The 15,580-nt window shown below is 44.3% G+C and carries 15 protein-coding genes; 3 read left to right on the forward strand and 12 right to left on the reverse strand.

Annotation, left to right across the window (positions count from 1 at the left end; genetic code table 11):
* Positions 1-6 precede the first annotated feature (6 nt).
* From ES017_RS01790 to ES017_RS01815, 6 genes are all read right to left on the reverse strand, one after another.
* Positions 7-2,190, reverse strand: a complete 2,184-nt coding sequence (locus ES017_RS01790; protein WP_035063006.1) for a PAS domain-containing sensor histidine kinase — start codon at positions 2,188-2,190, stop codon at positions 7-9.
* Between the two features lie 307 nt (positions 2,191-2,497).
* Positions 2,498-3,163, reverse strand: a complete 666-nt coding sequence (locus ES017_RS01795) for a LutC/YkgG family protein (protein ID WP_021094283.1) — start codon at positions 3,161-3,163, stop codon at positions 2,498-2,500.
* Positions 3,163-4,581: a LutB/LldF family L-lactate oxidation iron-sulfur protein gene (locus tag ES017_RS01800; RefSeq protein WP_171334652.1), complete on the reverse strand. Its 1,419-nt coding sequence runs from the start codon at positions 4,579-4,581 to the stop codon at positions 3,163-3,165. The genes ES017_RS01795 and ES017_RS01800 overlap by 1 nt, the downstream gene beginning before the upstream one ends.
* Before the next feature lie 13 nt (positions 4,582-4,594).
* A complete protein-coding gene (locus ES017_RS01805) occupies positions 4,595-5,311 on the reverse strand; it encodes a (Fe-S)-binding protein (protein ID WP_021094285.1) in 717 nt (238 codons plus the stop codon).
* A 107-nt stretch (positions 5,312-5,418) separates the two neighbouring features.
* Positions 5,419-6,168, reverse strand: coding sequence for a FadR/GntR family transcriptional regulator (locus ES017_RS01810; RefSeq protein ID WP_171334653.1), 750 nt, complete (start codon positions 6,166-6,168; stop codon positions 5,419-5,421).
* Positions 6,169-6,258: 90 nt separating this feature from the next.
* Positions 6,259-7,476 (reverse strand): RNA-guided endonuclease InsQ/TnpB family protein, encoded by a 1,218-nt coding sequence (locus tag ES017_RS01815; RefSeq protein WP_171334654.1) that lies wholly within the window; start codon positions 7,474-7,476, stop codon positions 6,259-6,261.
* Between the two features lie 294 nt (positions 7,477-7,770).
* Here ES017_RS01815 and ES017_RS01820 point away from each other — a divergent pair, with 294 nt between their 5' ends.
* Complete coding sequence (locus tag ES017_RS01820) at positions 7,771-9,552, forward strand: L-lactate permease (RefSeq protein WP_171334655.1); 1,782 nt, start codon at positions 7,771-7,773, stop codon at positions 9,550-9,552.
* 97 nt (positions 9,553-9,649) lie between these two features.
* Positions 9,650-11,380: a B12-binding domain-containing radical SAM protein gene (locus ES017_RS01825; RefSeq protein WP_042536400.1), complete on the forward strand. Its 1,731-nt coding sequence runs from the start codon at positions 9,650-9,652 to the stop codon at positions 11,378-11,380.
* Positions 11,381-11,590: 210 nt separating this feature from the next.
* Here ES017_RS01825 and ES017_RS01830 read toward each other — a convergent pair whose 3' ends face one another.
* From ES017_RS01830 to ES017_RS01840, 3 genes are read right to left on the reverse strand one after another with little or no spacing between them, the layout of a single operon-like run.
* The gene (locus tag ES017_RS01830) at positions 11,591-11,734 is read right to left on the reverse strand and encodes a hypothetical protein (protein ID WP_021094289.1); all 144 of its coding nucleotides are present in this window, start codon (positions 11,732-11,734) and stop codon (positions 11,591-11,593) included.
* A complete protein-coding gene (locus ES017_RS01835; protein ID WP_006321568.1) occupies positions 11,731-11,886 on the reverse strand; it encodes a hypothetical protein in 156 nt (51 codons plus the stop codon). The genes ES017_RS01830 and ES017_RS01835 overlap by 4 nt, the downstream gene beginning before the upstream one ends.
* Positions 11,883-12,029, reverse strand: coding sequence for a hypothetical protein (locus ES017_RS01840; RefSeq protein WP_021094290.1), 147 nt, complete (start codon positions 12,027-12,029; stop codon positions 11,883-11,885). The genes ES017_RS01835 and ES017_RS01840 overlap by 4 nt, the downstream gene beginning before the upstream one ends.
* Before the next feature lie 84 nt (positions 12,030-12,113).
* On the opposite strand from ES017_RS01840, the gene ES017_RS01845 reads away from it, so the two are divergent.
* Positions 12,114-12,449 carry a DUF3905 domain-containing protein gene (locus ES017_RS01845; protein ID WP_042536401.1) on the forward strand — a complete coding sequence of 112 codons (336 nt, stop codon included), beginning with the start codon at positions 12,114-12,116 and terminating at the stop codon, positions 12,447-12,449.
* A 26-nt stretch (positions 12,450-12,475) separates the two neighbouring features.
* Here the strand turns inward: ES017_RS01845 and ES017_RS01850 are convergent, their stop codons facing one another.
* From ES017_RS01850 to ES017_RS01860, 3 genes are all read right to left on the reverse strand, one after another.
* Entirely contained in the window at positions 12,476-13,291 is an 816-nt protein-coding gene (locus tag ES017_RS01850; RefSeq protein ID WP_021094292.1) for a carbohydrate ABC transporter permease, read from the reverse strand.
* Between the two features lie 13 nt (positions 13,292-13,304).
* A complete protein-coding gene (locus tag ES017_RS01855; RefSeq protein ID WP_021094293.1) occupies positions 13,305-14,195 on the reverse strand; it encodes a carbohydrate ABC transporter permease in 891 nt (296 codons plus the stop codon).
* 102 nt (positions 14,196-14,297) lie between these two features.
* Positions 14,298-15,563: an ABC transporter substrate-binding protein gene (locus tag ES017_RS01860; RefSeq protein WP_171334656.1), complete on the reverse strand. Its 1,266-nt coding sequence runs from the start codon at positions 15,561-15,563 to the stop codon at positions 14,298-14,300.
* Between the last annotated feature and the right edge of the window lie 17 nt (positions 15,564-15,580).

Raw genomic sequence — 15,580 nt, forward strand, 5'->3', positions numbered from 1 at the left:
ATAAGTCTATTGTACTATATCTCTTTCCTGCATGTCATTAGTAATTGGCAAGGTAATATAAAACGTCGTGCCAACGCCTACTTCGCTCTCGACATCAATGCGCCCGTCATGTTCTTCAATAATTTTATAGCTGACCATTAAGCCGAGCCCCGTTCCACGCTCTTTCGTCGTATAAAACGGCTCCCCTAATTTTTTTATTTTCTCTTTCGGAATGCCGCTTCCTTCATCGCGGATGGCGATGCGTATGCCTTCTTCAATATTTGAAACAGAAACGGTAATCGTGCCGCCGTTTGGCATCACTTCAATCGCATTTTTTAATATGTTAATAAACACTTGTTTTAATTGTTTCGGTTCGCAATAAATAAGCGGCACTTGTTCATACGTCGCTTTAATTTGAATGTTATGCATCGTCGCCTGCACGCTTAATAAATCGACCGTTTCTTGCATAATTTTCACCACGTCGCCTCGTTCATAATGAATGGCTTGCGGTTTCGCCAACACGAGAAATTCAGTAATAATTGACTCAATGCGCTTTAATTCTGACATAATGACGTGGAAGTACATATCATATTGTTCGCAATCATTGCCGATGCTTCCTTGCAATAGTTGAATAAATCCTTTTAACGCTGTCATCGGGTTGCGAATTTCATGAGCGATGCCTGCTGCTAGTTGCCCGACGACGTTTAACGTATCTGATTTGCGCAACTGTTCTTCCATTTCTTTTTTCTCGGTCATGTCGCGCACCATCATTAACCCGACATGTTCAATAATGTTTGGCTTAAACGATAATTCCACAATTTTTTTCTTTCCTTCTCCGTCGATGAGCGCAAACTCTTTTTCTTCTTCTTCATTTCTCAGCCACATGTGAAATTTATTTAAATCGTTGCTTGCAATAAACGTATGTAAGCTCTTTTTCATTAGCTGTTCTTTTTGAAGGGCAAAAATGCGGCAGGCGGCAGGATTCGCATCAAAAATGCGCTGTTTATCGTCAATGAGCACGATGCCGTCCATCGCGTGATTAAATACGCTACGAAACTTTTGTTCTTGTTCGCGCAACTGCTTCTCCATTTTTCTTCGTTCGCTGACGTTGCGAAAAATCGTTAAATGGTAGCCGTTAATGGCGCCTTTTTTCGATGTAAATTCAAGCTGTTTTGTTTCGCCATTTGGCATATGAAACGTCAGTTCATCACGAATTTGTCCGTCGCGGAAAAATTGGCACAACACGCGACGCACTTTTTTATTTTTTTCATCGATAAACTGCAATAAGTTCGCATGGACGAGATCGTGAAGCGGCAGTTCAAACGTTCGGCTTGCGGCTGGATTGGCGCGCAAAATGTTTCCGAAATCGTCGCAAATAATAATCGCTTCGTGCGCTTGTTCAAAAATGGCGCGAAATCGTTCTTCGCTTCGCTGTAAGTTCATTTCCATGTTTCGTTTTTCTGTCACGTTGCGCATAATCGCCATAAAAAAGCCGCTATGTACGTTTGCTGTGAACGTCACCTCAAACAACTTTTGCATGCCGTCTCCTAAAATAAACGGAAGCTCGCTTGATACCGTTCCGTTTCGTTTTAACGTCAGCAACAGTTGCTCAAATAAATCGTGATATTCAATCGGAATAAATGTTTGCATCGAAAGCTTGAACAAATCTTCTTTTTTTACGTTGACGCTTGCACAAAAGGAAGGATTGGCGTCAATGAAGCGACCTTGTCCATCAAAAATAACGATGCCGTCGCCGGCGCGATTAAACAAATCTTTAAATAACGTTTCGTTAATCGTTCGTTCACGCTCAAGCGCTTTTTTCGAGGAAATGTCGCGGATGATATATAAATCAAATTGTTGCTTTTGATGGCGGCGCATAAATAGTTGCACATGTTTCAATTCGCCATCGGCTAAACGAATGACGAGTTCATCATCGTACGCCCCAAATTTGCGCAACATTTGCTTTTGAAATTGAAAAATATGTTCAGGGACAAGGTATAAATATTCTTGAAATTTTTTTCGCAACAGTTGTTCTTTTGGCGTACGGAATAAACGGCACGCCGCATCGTTGACGTCAACGAACGCCCCGTCATCTTTCACAATAATCATCGCATCTGTCACTTGTTGCAACATAAAATCATACCGACTCATTCGCTCATCGATCGCTTCTTTCTCTCGTTTTGAAAGCTGAACGAATACGGATTCCTCCATTATGCTTTCTTTGGAACTCAATCGCTTTCCCTCCTTGTTACTCCCTCTCCATATTTATCATGTATATTCGCTACATCTGTTTTCATTCCTTCTTAACATTCTGAAAATTTTACTAATCTGATCGGATTAAGAAAAGCGCAAAGCGCCCGCCTATCGGCGAAGAGCGCACAAGCCCCACCGAGGAGGCTGTCGCCGCCGCAGTGTGGGGCGGAGCGACTCGAGCCGATGGCGCTTGGAGCTAGACAGCTCCCTAAATCCGAATTTTTATACTTTCTTATCTTTAAAAAAAGAGCAGCTCATTCGCTGCTCAACAATCGGTAATCACGATATATGTCGCTTTCATCGGTCCGTGTACCCCAACGACTAAATTCATTTCAATGTCTGCCGAGTTGCTTGGGCCTGTAATGAAATTGATGCATGACGGAACATGTTTTTGTTCGCGAATGATGCGCGCCGCTTGCGTCATGCGCGGAACGATTGTACTTTTCGGAATGATCGCCACGTACGTTTTCGGTAAAAAGCTAATCGTCCGCCCTTGGTTGCGATCATTAAGCAACACGACCGTTCCGGATTCCGCTAACGTCATGTCGCTAAATGTGATGCCGATGTTCGCTTTTTCCGCTGCTTCAATGTTTGCTCGTCCGAGCGATACGTCCCATACGTGCACATCTTCTCTTTTTAAAAAAGAAGATAAACCGACTTGTTCATATCGCTCATCATTTGCGACAACGATCAGTCCGCCGCCATGGGCGTCAATGACTTGTTCGATCGTGTGATAGAGCCCATCTGTTGTCGTTTCAACGAGCGTCGTATGAATGCGGGTACATTGCTTTTTTAATTCATCAAGTAACTCGTCTTGACTATACCCTTGAAATACCGTCTGTTGCGGCGCATGTTTCCATTGCGGACGTTCGACAAATGCAGGCATATCACGTCCAAGACGAGAAGACAAACGTTGTAAAAAAGCTTCCATTACTCTTCCCCCCTTTGTTTGAACCAATCGCGGAACCGTTCTTTTTCTGGCGCTGGAAATTCGCGAATATCGGTCCATGCTTTTAACGGCCCTGGGCCTTTCGAAATGCGGTCGTTTACTGTAAACGGATTGACGGCCGTCGGTGCAATTTTTGAACCAAGTTTATACAACATGGACGATGCCGCGCCAAGCCCGAACGCTTTCATCGCTAACTTTTCCGAAATCGGCGCTTTTCCTTCCCGTTCAACAATCGTTTGCCGATGTTTTAACAACAGTTCATGGAGCGGAATTTTGACCGGACATGCTTCTGTACAAGCTGCACATAACGTCGATGCATACGGCAATTCTTTATAGTCGTCATAGCCACCAAGAAGCGGCGACAAGACGGCGCCGATCGGTCCGGAATAAATCGAACCGTACGAATGACCGCCGATATGACGGTATATCGGACAAACGTTGACGCAAGCCGCACAACGAATACATTGCAACACCGGTTGAAATTCCGTTCCTAAAATATCGGAACGTCCGTTATCGACAATGACGAGATGAAATTCTTTCGGTCCGTCTACTTCCCCTTCATCGCGCGGACCTGTTAATACCGTAATGTAGCTCGTCAATTTTTGCCCGACGGCGCTTCGTGTAAGCAAGCTGACGAGCACTTCCATTTCTTCAAACGTCGGTACGATGCGCTCCATTCCCATGACCGTAATTTGTGTTTTCGGTAAAGCGGTCACTAAATCGGCGTTTCCTTCGTTCGTGACTAACGTGATCGAACCTGTTTCCGCAACCGCAAAGTTGCATCCGGTAATGCCGACATCTGCCGTCATATATTCATGGCGAAGCATATGGCGCGCATGAAGCGCCAATTCTTCTGGCTTTTCTGTTTTTGTATACGCCAGCTTTTCTTTAAATACGTCGCGAATTTGTTCTTTATTTTTATGAAGCGCAGGCGCGACGATGTGCGATGGTGGATCGTGGTCGTCGACTTGCAAAATGTATTCGCCAAGGTCCGTTTCAATGACTTCGCAGCCGAGTTTTTCAAGGGCGGCGTTCATATGAATTTCTTCGGTCACCATCGATTTTGATTTCACAATTTTTTTCGCTTGCTTGCTTTCAACGACGCGGCAAATGTATTCGTTCGCTTCTTCTGCCGTTTGCGCGAAAAACACATGCCCTCCGCGCTTTTTTACATTTTCGCTTAATTGCATTAAATAATAATCTAAGTTTTCGAGCGTATGTTGACGAATTTCTTCCCCAAGCGCGCGCCATTGTTCCCAATTGCCGAGCTCCGCTGCTGCTTCCAATCGGCGCGTGCGCAGCCGCTCTTGCGCTCCTGCCACCGCTCCGCGCATAAACGTATTATGAATGCCTTTTTCCACTCGCTCGTGAAATTGTCCCGTATTAATTTTCATCGCCATATGAATCCCCCCTTTATCGGCTATTTAACACTTCGGCGATGTGCATGACGCGAATCGGCTTGCCTTTTCGCTCGATGCGCCCGCCGATGTTCATTAAACAGCCACAATCGGCCCCGATTAAATAATCCGCTTCCACTTGTTCGATACATTGAATTTTTTCATCGACCATTTGTTCCGAAATCGGTCCCATTTTGACAGAAAACGTACCGCCAAATCCGCAACAATTGTGCGCGTTTGGAAGCGGCACGACTTCAAGGTCTTTCACATGTTGCAAAAGCGCAAGCGGCGCATCTTTCACGCCAAGTAAGCGCGTCATATGACATGACGTATGATACGTCGCTTTTCCTTTTAACCGCGCCCCGACATCTTCCACTTGTAGCACATCGACGATAAATTGCGTCAATTCATACGTTTTATCGGCCACCCGTTTCGCCCGCTCTTCCCATTCACCGTCGCCTTTAAAAATGTGCGGATATTCTTTAAACATCGTCGCACACGAACCAGATGGCGTGACGATATATTCGGCATGTTCAAACGTGCGAATCATATGTTTCATCGCTTCTTTCGCTTCTTTTACATAGCCGCTATTGTACGCCGGCTGTCCACAGCACGTTTGCGCTTCGGGAAAATGAATCGTACAGCCAAGCCGCTCTAATAGCTCGACTGTCGCTTTTCCGACGTTGACGTGAAACAAATCGACTAAACATGTAACAAATAATGTAACATTCATTCCCGATCCCCTCTCCAAGAAAACGTTTTCTTTTTTTTCACTTTACATCTAATTGCCAAATTAGTCAACCGGTCATCTGATGAGTACGTTCGGAGGAAGCCCCTCCGTTATGAAGAAATATAGTCGGACAGCACTTTTTCGACATGCCCTAAATGGTCTTTCATTCGCTCTTGGGCAAGTTCGGCGTTTTGTTCGCGAATCGCCTCAAAAATAGCAATATGATCTTCAAGCAGCTGTTCGGTCGTCGCTTGTTTGGCAAACAGCCAAATGCGGCGCGTCTCGCGCATCGTCTCCATCATCATGCCTGAGACGTTGTTCATTAAACTCACTAATAGCGGATTTTTCGTTGCTGAGGCAATTGCCATATGAAATAAAAAGTCCGCTTTTTCGCCAAGCTCTTCGTCGCCAATCGCTTCGCGCATTTGCGTAAGGGCGCTTTGCATCGCGCGCAAATCTTCGTCTGTTCTTCGTTTCGCTGCAACGCCTGCGGCACCAACTTCAAGCAGCTTTCTTACTTCTAATAAATGAGCGACATCTTCTTTATTCATGAGCACCGCAGCAGAAATCGGAAACGATAACATCGCTGGATCAAACTCGCGCACGTATGTGCCTTCCCCTTGTTTCATTTCAATGAGCCCCATCGCCCGCAGCGCCGTTAACGCCTCGCGAATCGCCGCCCGTCCAACTTGGAAATTTTCTGCTAGCTGTTGAACGGAATCGAGTTTATCGCCGGGCTTTAACTGACCCGTTTGAATCATATGTAAAATCGCTTCCGCTACTTCTTCATATATTTTTTTCGGTTTAATTTGTTTGTACACGTTGTCCACCCCATTGTTTCTTGTTTGCTCCCCCCACATGAATAGAATATCATATCAGGTTATCAATTTTATTAAAATCATAGAATACTGATAAAGATTTTAATAAAATTGTTTATCCGTCCACGTCGTTTAAGCGACATGTACTCGGATCGGGTGTAACCCCACACCCACTATCCCATTGGCGAACGCCTTTGGGAATACTTTTCTCATGATGTTGTATGCTCCATTGACATCTGCGTGGATGAGCGTTCCGTTTTCAGATTGAAACAGCCCACGCTTGATTCGTTTTCCTTTGTATTGTTTTTGTTTCTTCATTTCTTCCATGTCTAAAAAACTGCATTTGGATGTATAGCTTTCTTCTGTCACGACGACGCGAATGCCATGCTGTACCGCTTTGTACTGCAACTGATGAAGAAACGTTTGATACGGAATGTGAACGAACGCTTGATTCGTGCGCTTTCCGAGATGGACTTCACGCTTCCAATCTTTATTTATCCCCACCACAATCGTATCGCAGTCTAAAGCCAACGCATGTTTGATGACAAAGGCACTCGCTTGGTGCATAAAGTTTTCTACGATGCGGTTTCGTTTTTCTGTCATTTTGCTCATTCGTTTTGTCCAATCAAGTCCATTCATCTGTTTCGCTACTTTGCGGTAGTGGCTCATTTGTTTGTTATAGTATTGATTGGCGGATTTTAGACCTTTACCATTGATGACAATCGGTTGTTTGCCCACGTTATTCACAATGGTTGCGAAGTTATCTAAACCCAAATCAATACTGACGTATCTGTTGTGATCTTGTTTTTGCGCTGGAATAGGGATTTTGTAAACGACTTCGATGATGATATGGCGGCGTTTCGGAATGAATCGGACTTGTTGAAGCTTCCCTTTCATGTTTGTCTTTAACCGAAATCCTTGAAAACAGATAGGAAATGTTATATGATCATCGACGACTTTGCATGATTGATTCGTTAGCACAAGTACATACCGTCCGTCTTTTTTGAGATATTTGGGCGGTTTCGGTCTGCCTGTATATTTGTCTTTGTTTTTTGCCCAATCTTTCATCGATTTAAAAAATGACTTCCAATTTTGATGCAACATCTTTAACGTTTGTTTGGCACATTGAGCCATTGGCATCGCTCGATAGTCTGTATCCATCCCTTCTGTTTTCAGCAGCTTGTCTAGCTTGTTGTAAGAAAGATACGTGCCGTGTTGGAAAAACGTTTGCCTGACTTGATAGTTGGCGAAGTTGTACAAGTTTTTTGACCGAAAACAATATTCGTCGATCATCGGATAATACGGATGAGTGGCGCAAATCATATGCCTTTCCACTCGATTCGCCATCATGATCGTTGTTCACCTCGCTTTCTCTTTTACTATATATGTTCATCAGAGAGCCATGCAATAAGATGTAAAGATAATCACAAAAGAAGTGGGATCTCAAATATATTTTATCAAATTTTTATGATTGAATAAAAAAACAGAACCATATTTTTCTACAAAATAACTGTGAAAAATTTTTAAATATTCATATTGAAAAATGGTTGCGCTTACATTATGATATACTCATCAGATGATTGTATGACCTTATGATAAGGGGATAAGGAATTACATCATCATATTGAACAAAGGGGGATGCATATGAGTATCGGTATGTTATCATTTATCGCACTATTGCCAATTTTAACAGTTTTCTTATTTCTCGTCGTGCTGAAATGGCCAGCGAGCCGCGCGATGCCTGTTGCGCTCGTCGTCACCGCCGCTATTGCCCTATTTGTTTGGGGCACGAAAATGAACGTTGTCGCCGCCGCAAGCGTCAACGGTATGAAAACGGCGATTGAAATTATGTTTATCGTATTTGGAGCGGTGTTGCTTTTAAATACGGTGAAAGAAAGCGGCGCGATCGAAACGATTCGCCAAGGGTTTATTCACATTTCACCTGACCGCCGCATTCAAGCGATCATTATCGCTTGGTTGTTCGGTTCATTTATTGAAGGCGCTGCGGGATTCGGTACACCAGCTGCGATCGCCGCACCACTTCTCGTTGCGATCGGCTTTCCAGCGATGGCGGCTGTGTTAGTTGCGTTAATTATTCAAAGTACACCTGTTTCTTTCGGAGCGATTGGAACACCAATCCTCGTCGGAGTGAATACCGGTCTTGCGAACCAAGAAGCAGTCATGAAAGCAATTGGCGTTATGGAGTTTACAGATTACTTATTACAAATTGCCGCAAACGTCGGCATTATTCATGCGATGGTCGGAACGTTTATTCCGCTTATTATGGTCGGAATGCTTACGCGCTTTTTCGGCAAAAACCGTTCGTTCCGTGAAGGATTGCGCGTCTGGAAGTTTGCGATGCTCGCCGGCTTTGCTTTCACGGTTCCATATGCGATCATCGCGAACGTGCTCGGTCCAGAGTTTCCGTCGTTGCTCGGTTCATTAATCGGTCTCGTCATCGTCGTGCCAGCGGCAAAAGCAGGGTTATTTATGCCGAAAGATACGTTTGATTTCGAACATCGCAACAATTGGGAACAAGAATGGATCGGTCGTTTAAACAACGAACAAACGAACATTGTGCAAGGGAAAAAGCGCATTTCGCTTTTAAACGCATGGTTCCCATACGTATTAGTGGCGATTTTGCTCGTCATTACGCGCACAGTAACGGAAGTAAAAACGTTTTTAACAGGGGAAAGCGTCACGATTTTAATCGACAATTTGTTTAACTCCGGCATTGCGATTAAATCGACACCGCTTTATTTACCGGGTACGATTTTCCTAATCGTTTCGCTCGTCACATACGTTTTACATCGAATGGATGCGGCAAGCTACAAAAAAGCGTTTAGCGATTCGTTTAAAACGGCATTAAGCGCAGGTTCGGCGCTCATTTTCGCCGTGCCGATGATCAACATTTTTATTAACTCAAAAACAGAAGAACTCGCAAGCATGCCGCTCGTATTAGCGGAAGGCGTGTCGCACATCGTCGGTTCCGCATGGCCGATCGTTGCGCCGCTCATCGGTGCGCTCGGAGCGTTTATCGCTGGAAGTAACACGTTCAGCAACATGATGTTCTCGCTTTTCCAATTCGGTACAGCGGAAAGCATCGGTTTATCTGCTTCAGGCGCTGCGGTCGTCGTTGCGTTGCAAGCTGTTGGTGGAGCAGCTGGAAATATGATTTGTGTTCATAACGTCGTTGCGGCTTCCGCGACAGTCGGTCTTGTCGGTCAAGAAGGAAGCTTAATTCGCAAAGCGCTCATTCCGATGACATATTACATTTTAGCGGCCGGTATGCTCGGCATGGGCTTCATCGTCGGCGGCTTCAACATCTGGTTCATCTTATATGCCGTCGTCGTTGTCGCATTCATTTTCTTTATGGTATCGAACCGCGGCAAAACGAAACGGGCGGAAAATCAAATTTCAGCATAATACAAAGGGTGTCCTCACAAAAAGGGCACCCTTTTTCCTTCCCCTCGGATATGGTATAATTGTTCGTTGCAACCTACATATAAAGGAGTCGTTTGCAGTGCATATTATCTGTACAACGTTAAATGCAAAATATATTCATACGAACTTAGCGATTCGGTATTTAAAAGCGTACGCCCAGCCAGAGTTTCATGTGGAGCTTGTTGAATATACGATTAAAGACCCGGTGTTAAATATCGTCACCGATTTGTATCGTCGCAAACCAGATGTCGTCGGGTTTAGCTGTTACATTTGGAACATCGAACAGACGATTGAAGTCATTCAGCTGTTGAAAAAAGTGCATCCAACCGTCACGATCGTCGTCGGTGGACCAGAGGTGTCATACGATGTTTCATATTGGCTTGAGCGCGTGCCGGAGTTTGATTATATCGTCATCGGCGAAGGGGAAGAAACGTTTAAACAGCTGCTTACTGCACTAGAACGTGGCGAAGATGTGACAAACATCGCAGGGCTTGCGTTTCATCGAGACGGGAAAGCGATCATTAACCCGCAAAGAAATAAAATCAACTTAGCAAACGTACCGTCGCCGTTTCGCTTTCCTGAAGATATTCCGCATTTGTCGAAGCGCGTGACGTATGTCGAGACGAGCCGCGGCTGTCCGTTTAGCTGCCAATTTTGTTTATCGTCGATTGAAGTTGGCGTTCGATATTTTGACCGTGAAAAAATAAAGGAAGATTTACGTTATTTAATGAAACAAGGCGCAAAAGTCATTAAATTTGTCGACCGCACGTTTAACATTAGCCGCAGCTATGCGATGGATATGTTTCAATTTTTAATTGACGAACATGTGCCGGGCGTCGTGTTTCAATTTGAAATTACGGCTGACATTATGCGGCCAGAAGTCATTGAGTTTTTAAATAAAGAAGCGCCCCCAGGGCTGTTTCGGTTTGAAATTGGTGTGCAATCGACAAACGATGACGTCAACAAACTCGTCATGCGCAAGCAAAATTTTGAAAAGCTCACGCGCACCGTCACGATGGTGAAACAAGGCGGAAAAATTGCGCAACATCTTGATTTAATTGCCGGGCTTCCAGAAGAAGATTACACATCGTTTCGCAAAACGTTTAACGACGTGTTTGCACTTCGCCCAGAAGAGTTGCAGCTCGGCTTTTTAAAAATGTTGCGCGGCACAGGGCTTCGCCACAAGGCAAATGAGTACGGCTACGTCTTTATGGACCGCGCGCCGTATGAAATTTTGCGCAACAATGTGCTTTCGTTTGATGACATCATTCGGTTAAAACAAGTGGAAGATGTGCTCGAAAAATATTGGAACGATCATCGCATGGACGAAACGATTGAATATATCGTCACCCATTTGTTTGATACACCGTTTGACTTTTTCCAATCGTTCGGCACGTATTGGGACGAACAAGGTTGGGCGCGCATCGGGCATCAACTTGAAGATTTATTCCGCCGCCTTTATTCGTTTTTACAAACGTTACAGACGAACGACTTGCCGATCGTCGAGGCGTTAATGAAATACGACTATTTGCGCAATCAAAAACAAAAACCGCGCAAACCGTGGTGGGACGAAAAAACGGACAAACATGTACGCGCGCGCGTATACGAAAAACTGTCCGAACAACCGCATCTTCTTTCGCTAAGCGAAAAAGAATTATTTAAACATACCGTCGTCGAAATGATCCCATTCGACTTGCCGCATTATTTACAAACGAAACGTATTCGCCGATGCAACATGGCGATGATCGTTTACTTTAACCAAACGACAATGAAAGCGGAGACGTATAGTTTGGAAATGGACACGAATTGACAAAGCGTTTATTGAAGTTTATAATTTGAACTATAAGGAAGCTTTAAGTTGTGAGAAGGACATCATTCGGAGATGTTCCTTGCTAGAGAAGATAGCTGTCGAATGTTCGGAATTCGATAGCTTAGAGATGATGTAAAAAAGCGCTAGCATGAGGAGCTAGCGCTTTTAGTCATACAGGTCGTACAACAGCTAGGGAAAAATGTCGTAGCTTCACCCATTTTTCTTTTCCTTTTTCGCTTCTTCTAACAGCTCGATCACTTTATAGGCATTGATGTCACCTTGTTCGTGTCCGAATTCTTCCTTTAATATGTCGCTTGGAATCGGAACCGTTTTGCCCGCTTGTTTGTTTTTCATTTTCCTTGCCGTCCTTTTTTTGAATTTCGGTTTGCGCCGCGACTCATATCTTCTCCGCCGGCATATTGCGCTTCAAATTCGTCTTTTGGCATGCTTTCCGTCGGTGTTTGGTTGTTCGTCTTCGCGGCATCATGTGTTACTTTTCGTTTCATGATCGTTCACCTCGTCTATATGTTTGTTCTTTTTTGTACGCAATGAGTATGATGTCTTCGCCCGTTTGTTCACGAAGCTTTCGCTCAAATTGTTGCACTTCGGCGATGTCTCGTTCATTTAAAGATGCAATTGGAAAGCGCATATTGATTCCCCCTCACAAGTAATGTCGCGCAAAGCAACATATTTTATACGTCACTAAGCCACATTAATAATTGAGGTGATCACAATGGATAAAGAAATCGAATCGCCCATTTTCGATGAGACGCAACCGCATCAAATTCATGCGCCGTCGTTTAAAGGGACAAATATACGCATGCAGCCGCCATTTATAAACAAATATGGGGTCGTCATCGGCGACAGTAAATACAATTCGCCACACTCCCCTCTCAATGAATGGAGCGATGAAACCGATCCAAGCGTCATGGCCGGTGATGAATGGGTGCATCCGACGAACGACATCGGTTGGAATACGCCCGAAAACCGCGCCTTATTAGAAGAAAAACGAAGCGGAAAAGCGCCGTTTACCCATCCAGATAAAGATGTCGGATACGGGGCGGATTAAAATAACCTCGTGCGACATGCACGAGGTTATTTTCCCCCTGTAAATGAAATGCCTTTAATAAAGTAACGGTTGAAAAACGCATAAATGAGTAAAACAGGCATTGTAAATACCATCGATGCCGCCATAATGTAGTTCCAATAGCTAATGTATTGTCCTTTAAAGCTATTTAACCCAAGCGGCAATGTGAACAAGTTCGGATCGGATAAAATGATAAGCGGACGCATAAAGTCGTTCCACGAACCCATAAAAACGAAAATGGCTTGCGCGGCGAGCGCTGGGCGAGCGAGCGGCAACACGATGCGGAAAAATGTGCCGATGCGGCTTAACCCATCTAACGCCGCGGCTTCTTCTAACTCTTTCGGGAAGTTAATGAAAAATTGACGCATCATAAAAATGAATGTCGCGTTAATCATTGCTGGGACAATCATTCCTTGATACGAGTTCAGCCAACCGAGCTGTTTTAAAATTAAATAGTTCGGAATCATCGTTACTTGCGCTGGAATCATTAATACGGCAAGAATGATCATAAAAATCGTCTGTTTTCCTCGGAAATGAAGGCGAGCGAGCGCATAGCCTGCCATCGAGTTAAACATTAAGTTTAAGATCGTCACCGTCACCGCAATGATGACGCTATTCATAAACCAACGAGGAAATAGCTCTTGTTCGATAAAAATTTGTTTATAGTTATCAAGCGTAAAATTTTCCGGAATAAAACGAATCGAACCGCTCACAATTTCTTCAAGCGTTTTAAACGATGACGAAAGCGCCCATAAAAACGGAATCATCGTCACGATCGCATATAAGACGAGAATTGTATATAACAATGCTTTGCCTATTCTCATGACCTTCCCTCCTTTAGTAAAGCGACTCTTCTTTTGAAAATTTTCGCTGCAACCACGTCGCAAGTAAAATGACGATCGCTAACGCAAACGCAAGCGCAGCCGCATATCCCATCGTTCCGAGCGATTTAAACGCATATTGATAAATAAGAAGAACAACCGTTAACGTCGCATTGTTCGGTCCGCCTGAACCGCCCGAGAAAATGTACGATTGGTCGAACAATTGGAACGTACCGATTAACCCCATAATGACGACGAACGATGTGACAGGTCTTAAATACGGAACAGTGACGTACCAAAACTTATGCCAAGCGTTCGCCCCGTCTAGCTCCGCTGCTTCATATAACGAATCGGGAATGTCTTGCAATGCCGCTAAATAAATGACCATAAAAAACGGTGCCGTTGACCAAATGTTCATAATCATAATGGCGTTTAAAGCGACAGACGGATCGCCAAGCCAGTTGTACGTCGGCAAGCCGAAAAACGCAAGCACGTGGTTGACAAGACCGTTTTGGTTGTACATCCACATAAAAATAAGCGTCAAAACAGCCGATGATGTTAACGTCGGCAAAAAGTAAACGATGCGGAAAAACTTTTCTCCCTTTAACCCCGCATTAAGCGTTGCCGCTAAAACGAGCGCCAACATCGTTTGCGTCGGCACGACGATCGCCACATATTTCGCCGTATTCCAAAGCGCAATTTTTGCCCGCGTATCGTCTAATATGCGCGTAAAGTTGTCGAAACCGACAAATTGAAAACTTGCTCCTCCTAATAACTGCACTTTATGAAACGATAAATAAATCGCAAATAAAATCGGACCGATGACGAATAAAAGAAGAACAAATAACGTCGGTGACAATAACGTATAGGCCGTTCCTGCTTCTTTCCATCGCTTACGACTAAACATATTTTCATCTCCTTTTGTCTTGCTATTCACCTCTTTCAAGTGAAGATTGTGCAACACTTCACTTGAAAGAAGGGAACAGCGAGGGGGAATCCCCCTCAGCCGTTACTTCGCTTCAATTTCTTTATTCGCAATGTCTTGTGCTTTTTTGAGCGCTTCCGCAAGCGGTTGTTCACCTAAAAAGGCGCTCACAAACTGGTTGTTAAAGTTGTTCATAATAATCGGCAAGTTCGTACCGTTTTGCCATACGGTCGCATACGGTGCTCCTGCAACAAGCGCTGCGCGCAATTCATCTTTATCGTATCCGAGTTCAGATGCGACCGATTTACGTGTTGGCAACGCAAATCCTTTACTTGTCCAAATTTTCATTCCTTCTTTTCCTGTTAAAAACGAAATAAGTTTCCATGCCGCTTCTTTCTTTTGCGAATCTTTGTTCATGACGTACGCTACTGTATAAGCCATCGTTCCTTTTTTGCCATCAATCGTTGGCACTTCTGCTGTGCCGAACGGTGTATTTGGGAACGTTTCTTGTAGGAATGGAATCGCCCAGTTTCCTTCAATGACCATCGCTGCTTTTTGTTGACCGAACATTTCGCCGCCCCAGCCGGCGCCAACTTCATTTGGTTGCGCTGCTGATTTATCTTTTAAGCGCATATCGACGATTGGCTGTAACGCTTCAACGACTTTCGGATCGGCAAAGCTTGCTTTGTTGTCTGTCACGACTTTGCCGCCTTTTGATTCCGCAATGTAGTATAGGCGCGCTAATTCCGGTGCTACCCCGAAACCGTACACTTCTGTTCCCTTTGTTAATTTTTTCGCCGCTTCGCGCAATTCATCCCACGTTTTCGGTACGTCTAGCCCCGCTTCTTCAAACATCTTTTTGTTGTAGAAAAGCGCTAACGTCGAATAGTCTTTCGGGAAGCCGTATATTTTGCCGTCCGGGCCTTTGAACGCATCAAGAAGCGGCTTTTCAAAGTCATCGATATCAAAATCATCTGTCACATAGTCATCGAGCGGCTCTAATACGCCTGTTTCAATCATCGCCGGCGCTTCAAACGCATCTAAATAAAATACGTCTGGACCTTCACCACCAATAAGCCGCGTTTTAATGACATCCATATATTGGTCGGAAATCACTTCATGTTTTACTTTAATATTCGGATATGTTTTCTCAAACTCATCTAACGTTTGCTTTAACAATTTTTGTTCCATCGGATTGCCGCCCCAGCCGGCGAGCGTCACTTCAACTTGTTCTTCTTTCGTTTCTCCTTTGTTTTCATTGTTCGCTGTTTTCTCGTCGTTGCCACATCCCGCTAAAACGCTTCCAAAAAGCATTGTCGATATACCGACAGTTAACCATGTTTTGTTCATTCATAAGACCCCTTTCT

Origin of the sequence: Anoxybacillus sp. EFIL, from assembly GCF_013096955.1 — a bacterium.
In the GTDB taxonomy this organism is placed as follows: Bacteria; Bacillota; Bacilli; order Bacillales; family Anoxybacillaceae; genus Anoxybacillus; species Anoxybacillus ayderensis.

Coding starts and splice junctions, on each gene's coding strand:
- ES017_RS01790 (WP_035063006.1), bottom strand. CDS start 2,190: ATGGAGGAATCCGTATTCGTTCAGCTTTCAAAACGAGAGAAAGAAGCG.
- ES017_RS01795 (WP_021094283.1), bottom strand. CDS start 3,163: ATGGAAGCTTTTTTACAACGTTTGTCTTCTCGTCTTGGACGTGATATG.
- ES017_RS01800 (WP_171334652.1), bottom strand. CDS start 4,581: ATGGCGATGAAAATTAATACGGGACAATTTCACGAGCGAGTGGAAAAA.
- ES017_RS01805 (WP_021094285.1), bottom strand. CDS start 5,311: ATGAATGTTACATTATTTGTTACATGTTTAGTCGATTTGTTTCACGTC.
- ES017_RS01810 (WP_171334653.1), bottom strand. CDS start 6,168: ATGTGGGGGGAGCAAACAAGAAACAATGGGGTGGACAACGTGTACAAA.
- ES017_RS01815 (WP_171334654.1), bottom strand. CDS start 7,476: ATGATGGCGAATCGAGTGGAAAGGCATATGATTTGCGCCACTCATCCG.
- ES017_RS01820 (WP_171334655.1), top strand. CDS start 7,771: ATGAGTATCGGTATGTTATCATTTATCGCACTATTGCCAATTTTAACA.
- ES017_RS01830 (WP_021094289.1), bottom strand. CDS start 11,734: ATGAAAAACAAACAAGCGGGCAAAACGGTTCCGATTCCAAGCGACATA.
- ES017_RS01835 (WP_006321568.1), bottom strand. CDS start 11,886: ATGAAACGAAAAGTAACACATGATGCCGCGAAGACGAACAACCAAACA.
- ES017_RS01840 (WP_021094290.1), bottom strand. CDS start 12,029: ATGCGCTTTCCAATTGCATCTTTAAATGAACGAGACATCGCCGAAGTG.
- ES017_RS01845 (WP_042536401.1), top strand. CDS start 12,114: ATGGATAAAGAAATCGAATCGCCCATTTTCGATGAGACGCAACCGCAT.
- ES017_RS01850 (WP_021094292.1), bottom strand. CDS start 13,291: ATGAGAATAGGCAAAGCATTGTTATATACAATTCTCGTCTTATATGCG.
- ES017_RS01855 (WP_021094293.1), bottom strand. CDS start 14,195: ATGTTTAGTCGTAAGCGATGGAAAGAAGCAGGAACGGCCTATACGTTA.
- ES017_RS01860 (WP_171334656.1), bottom strand. CDS start 15,563: ATGAACAAAACATGGTTAACTGTCGGTATATCGACAATGCTTTTTGGA.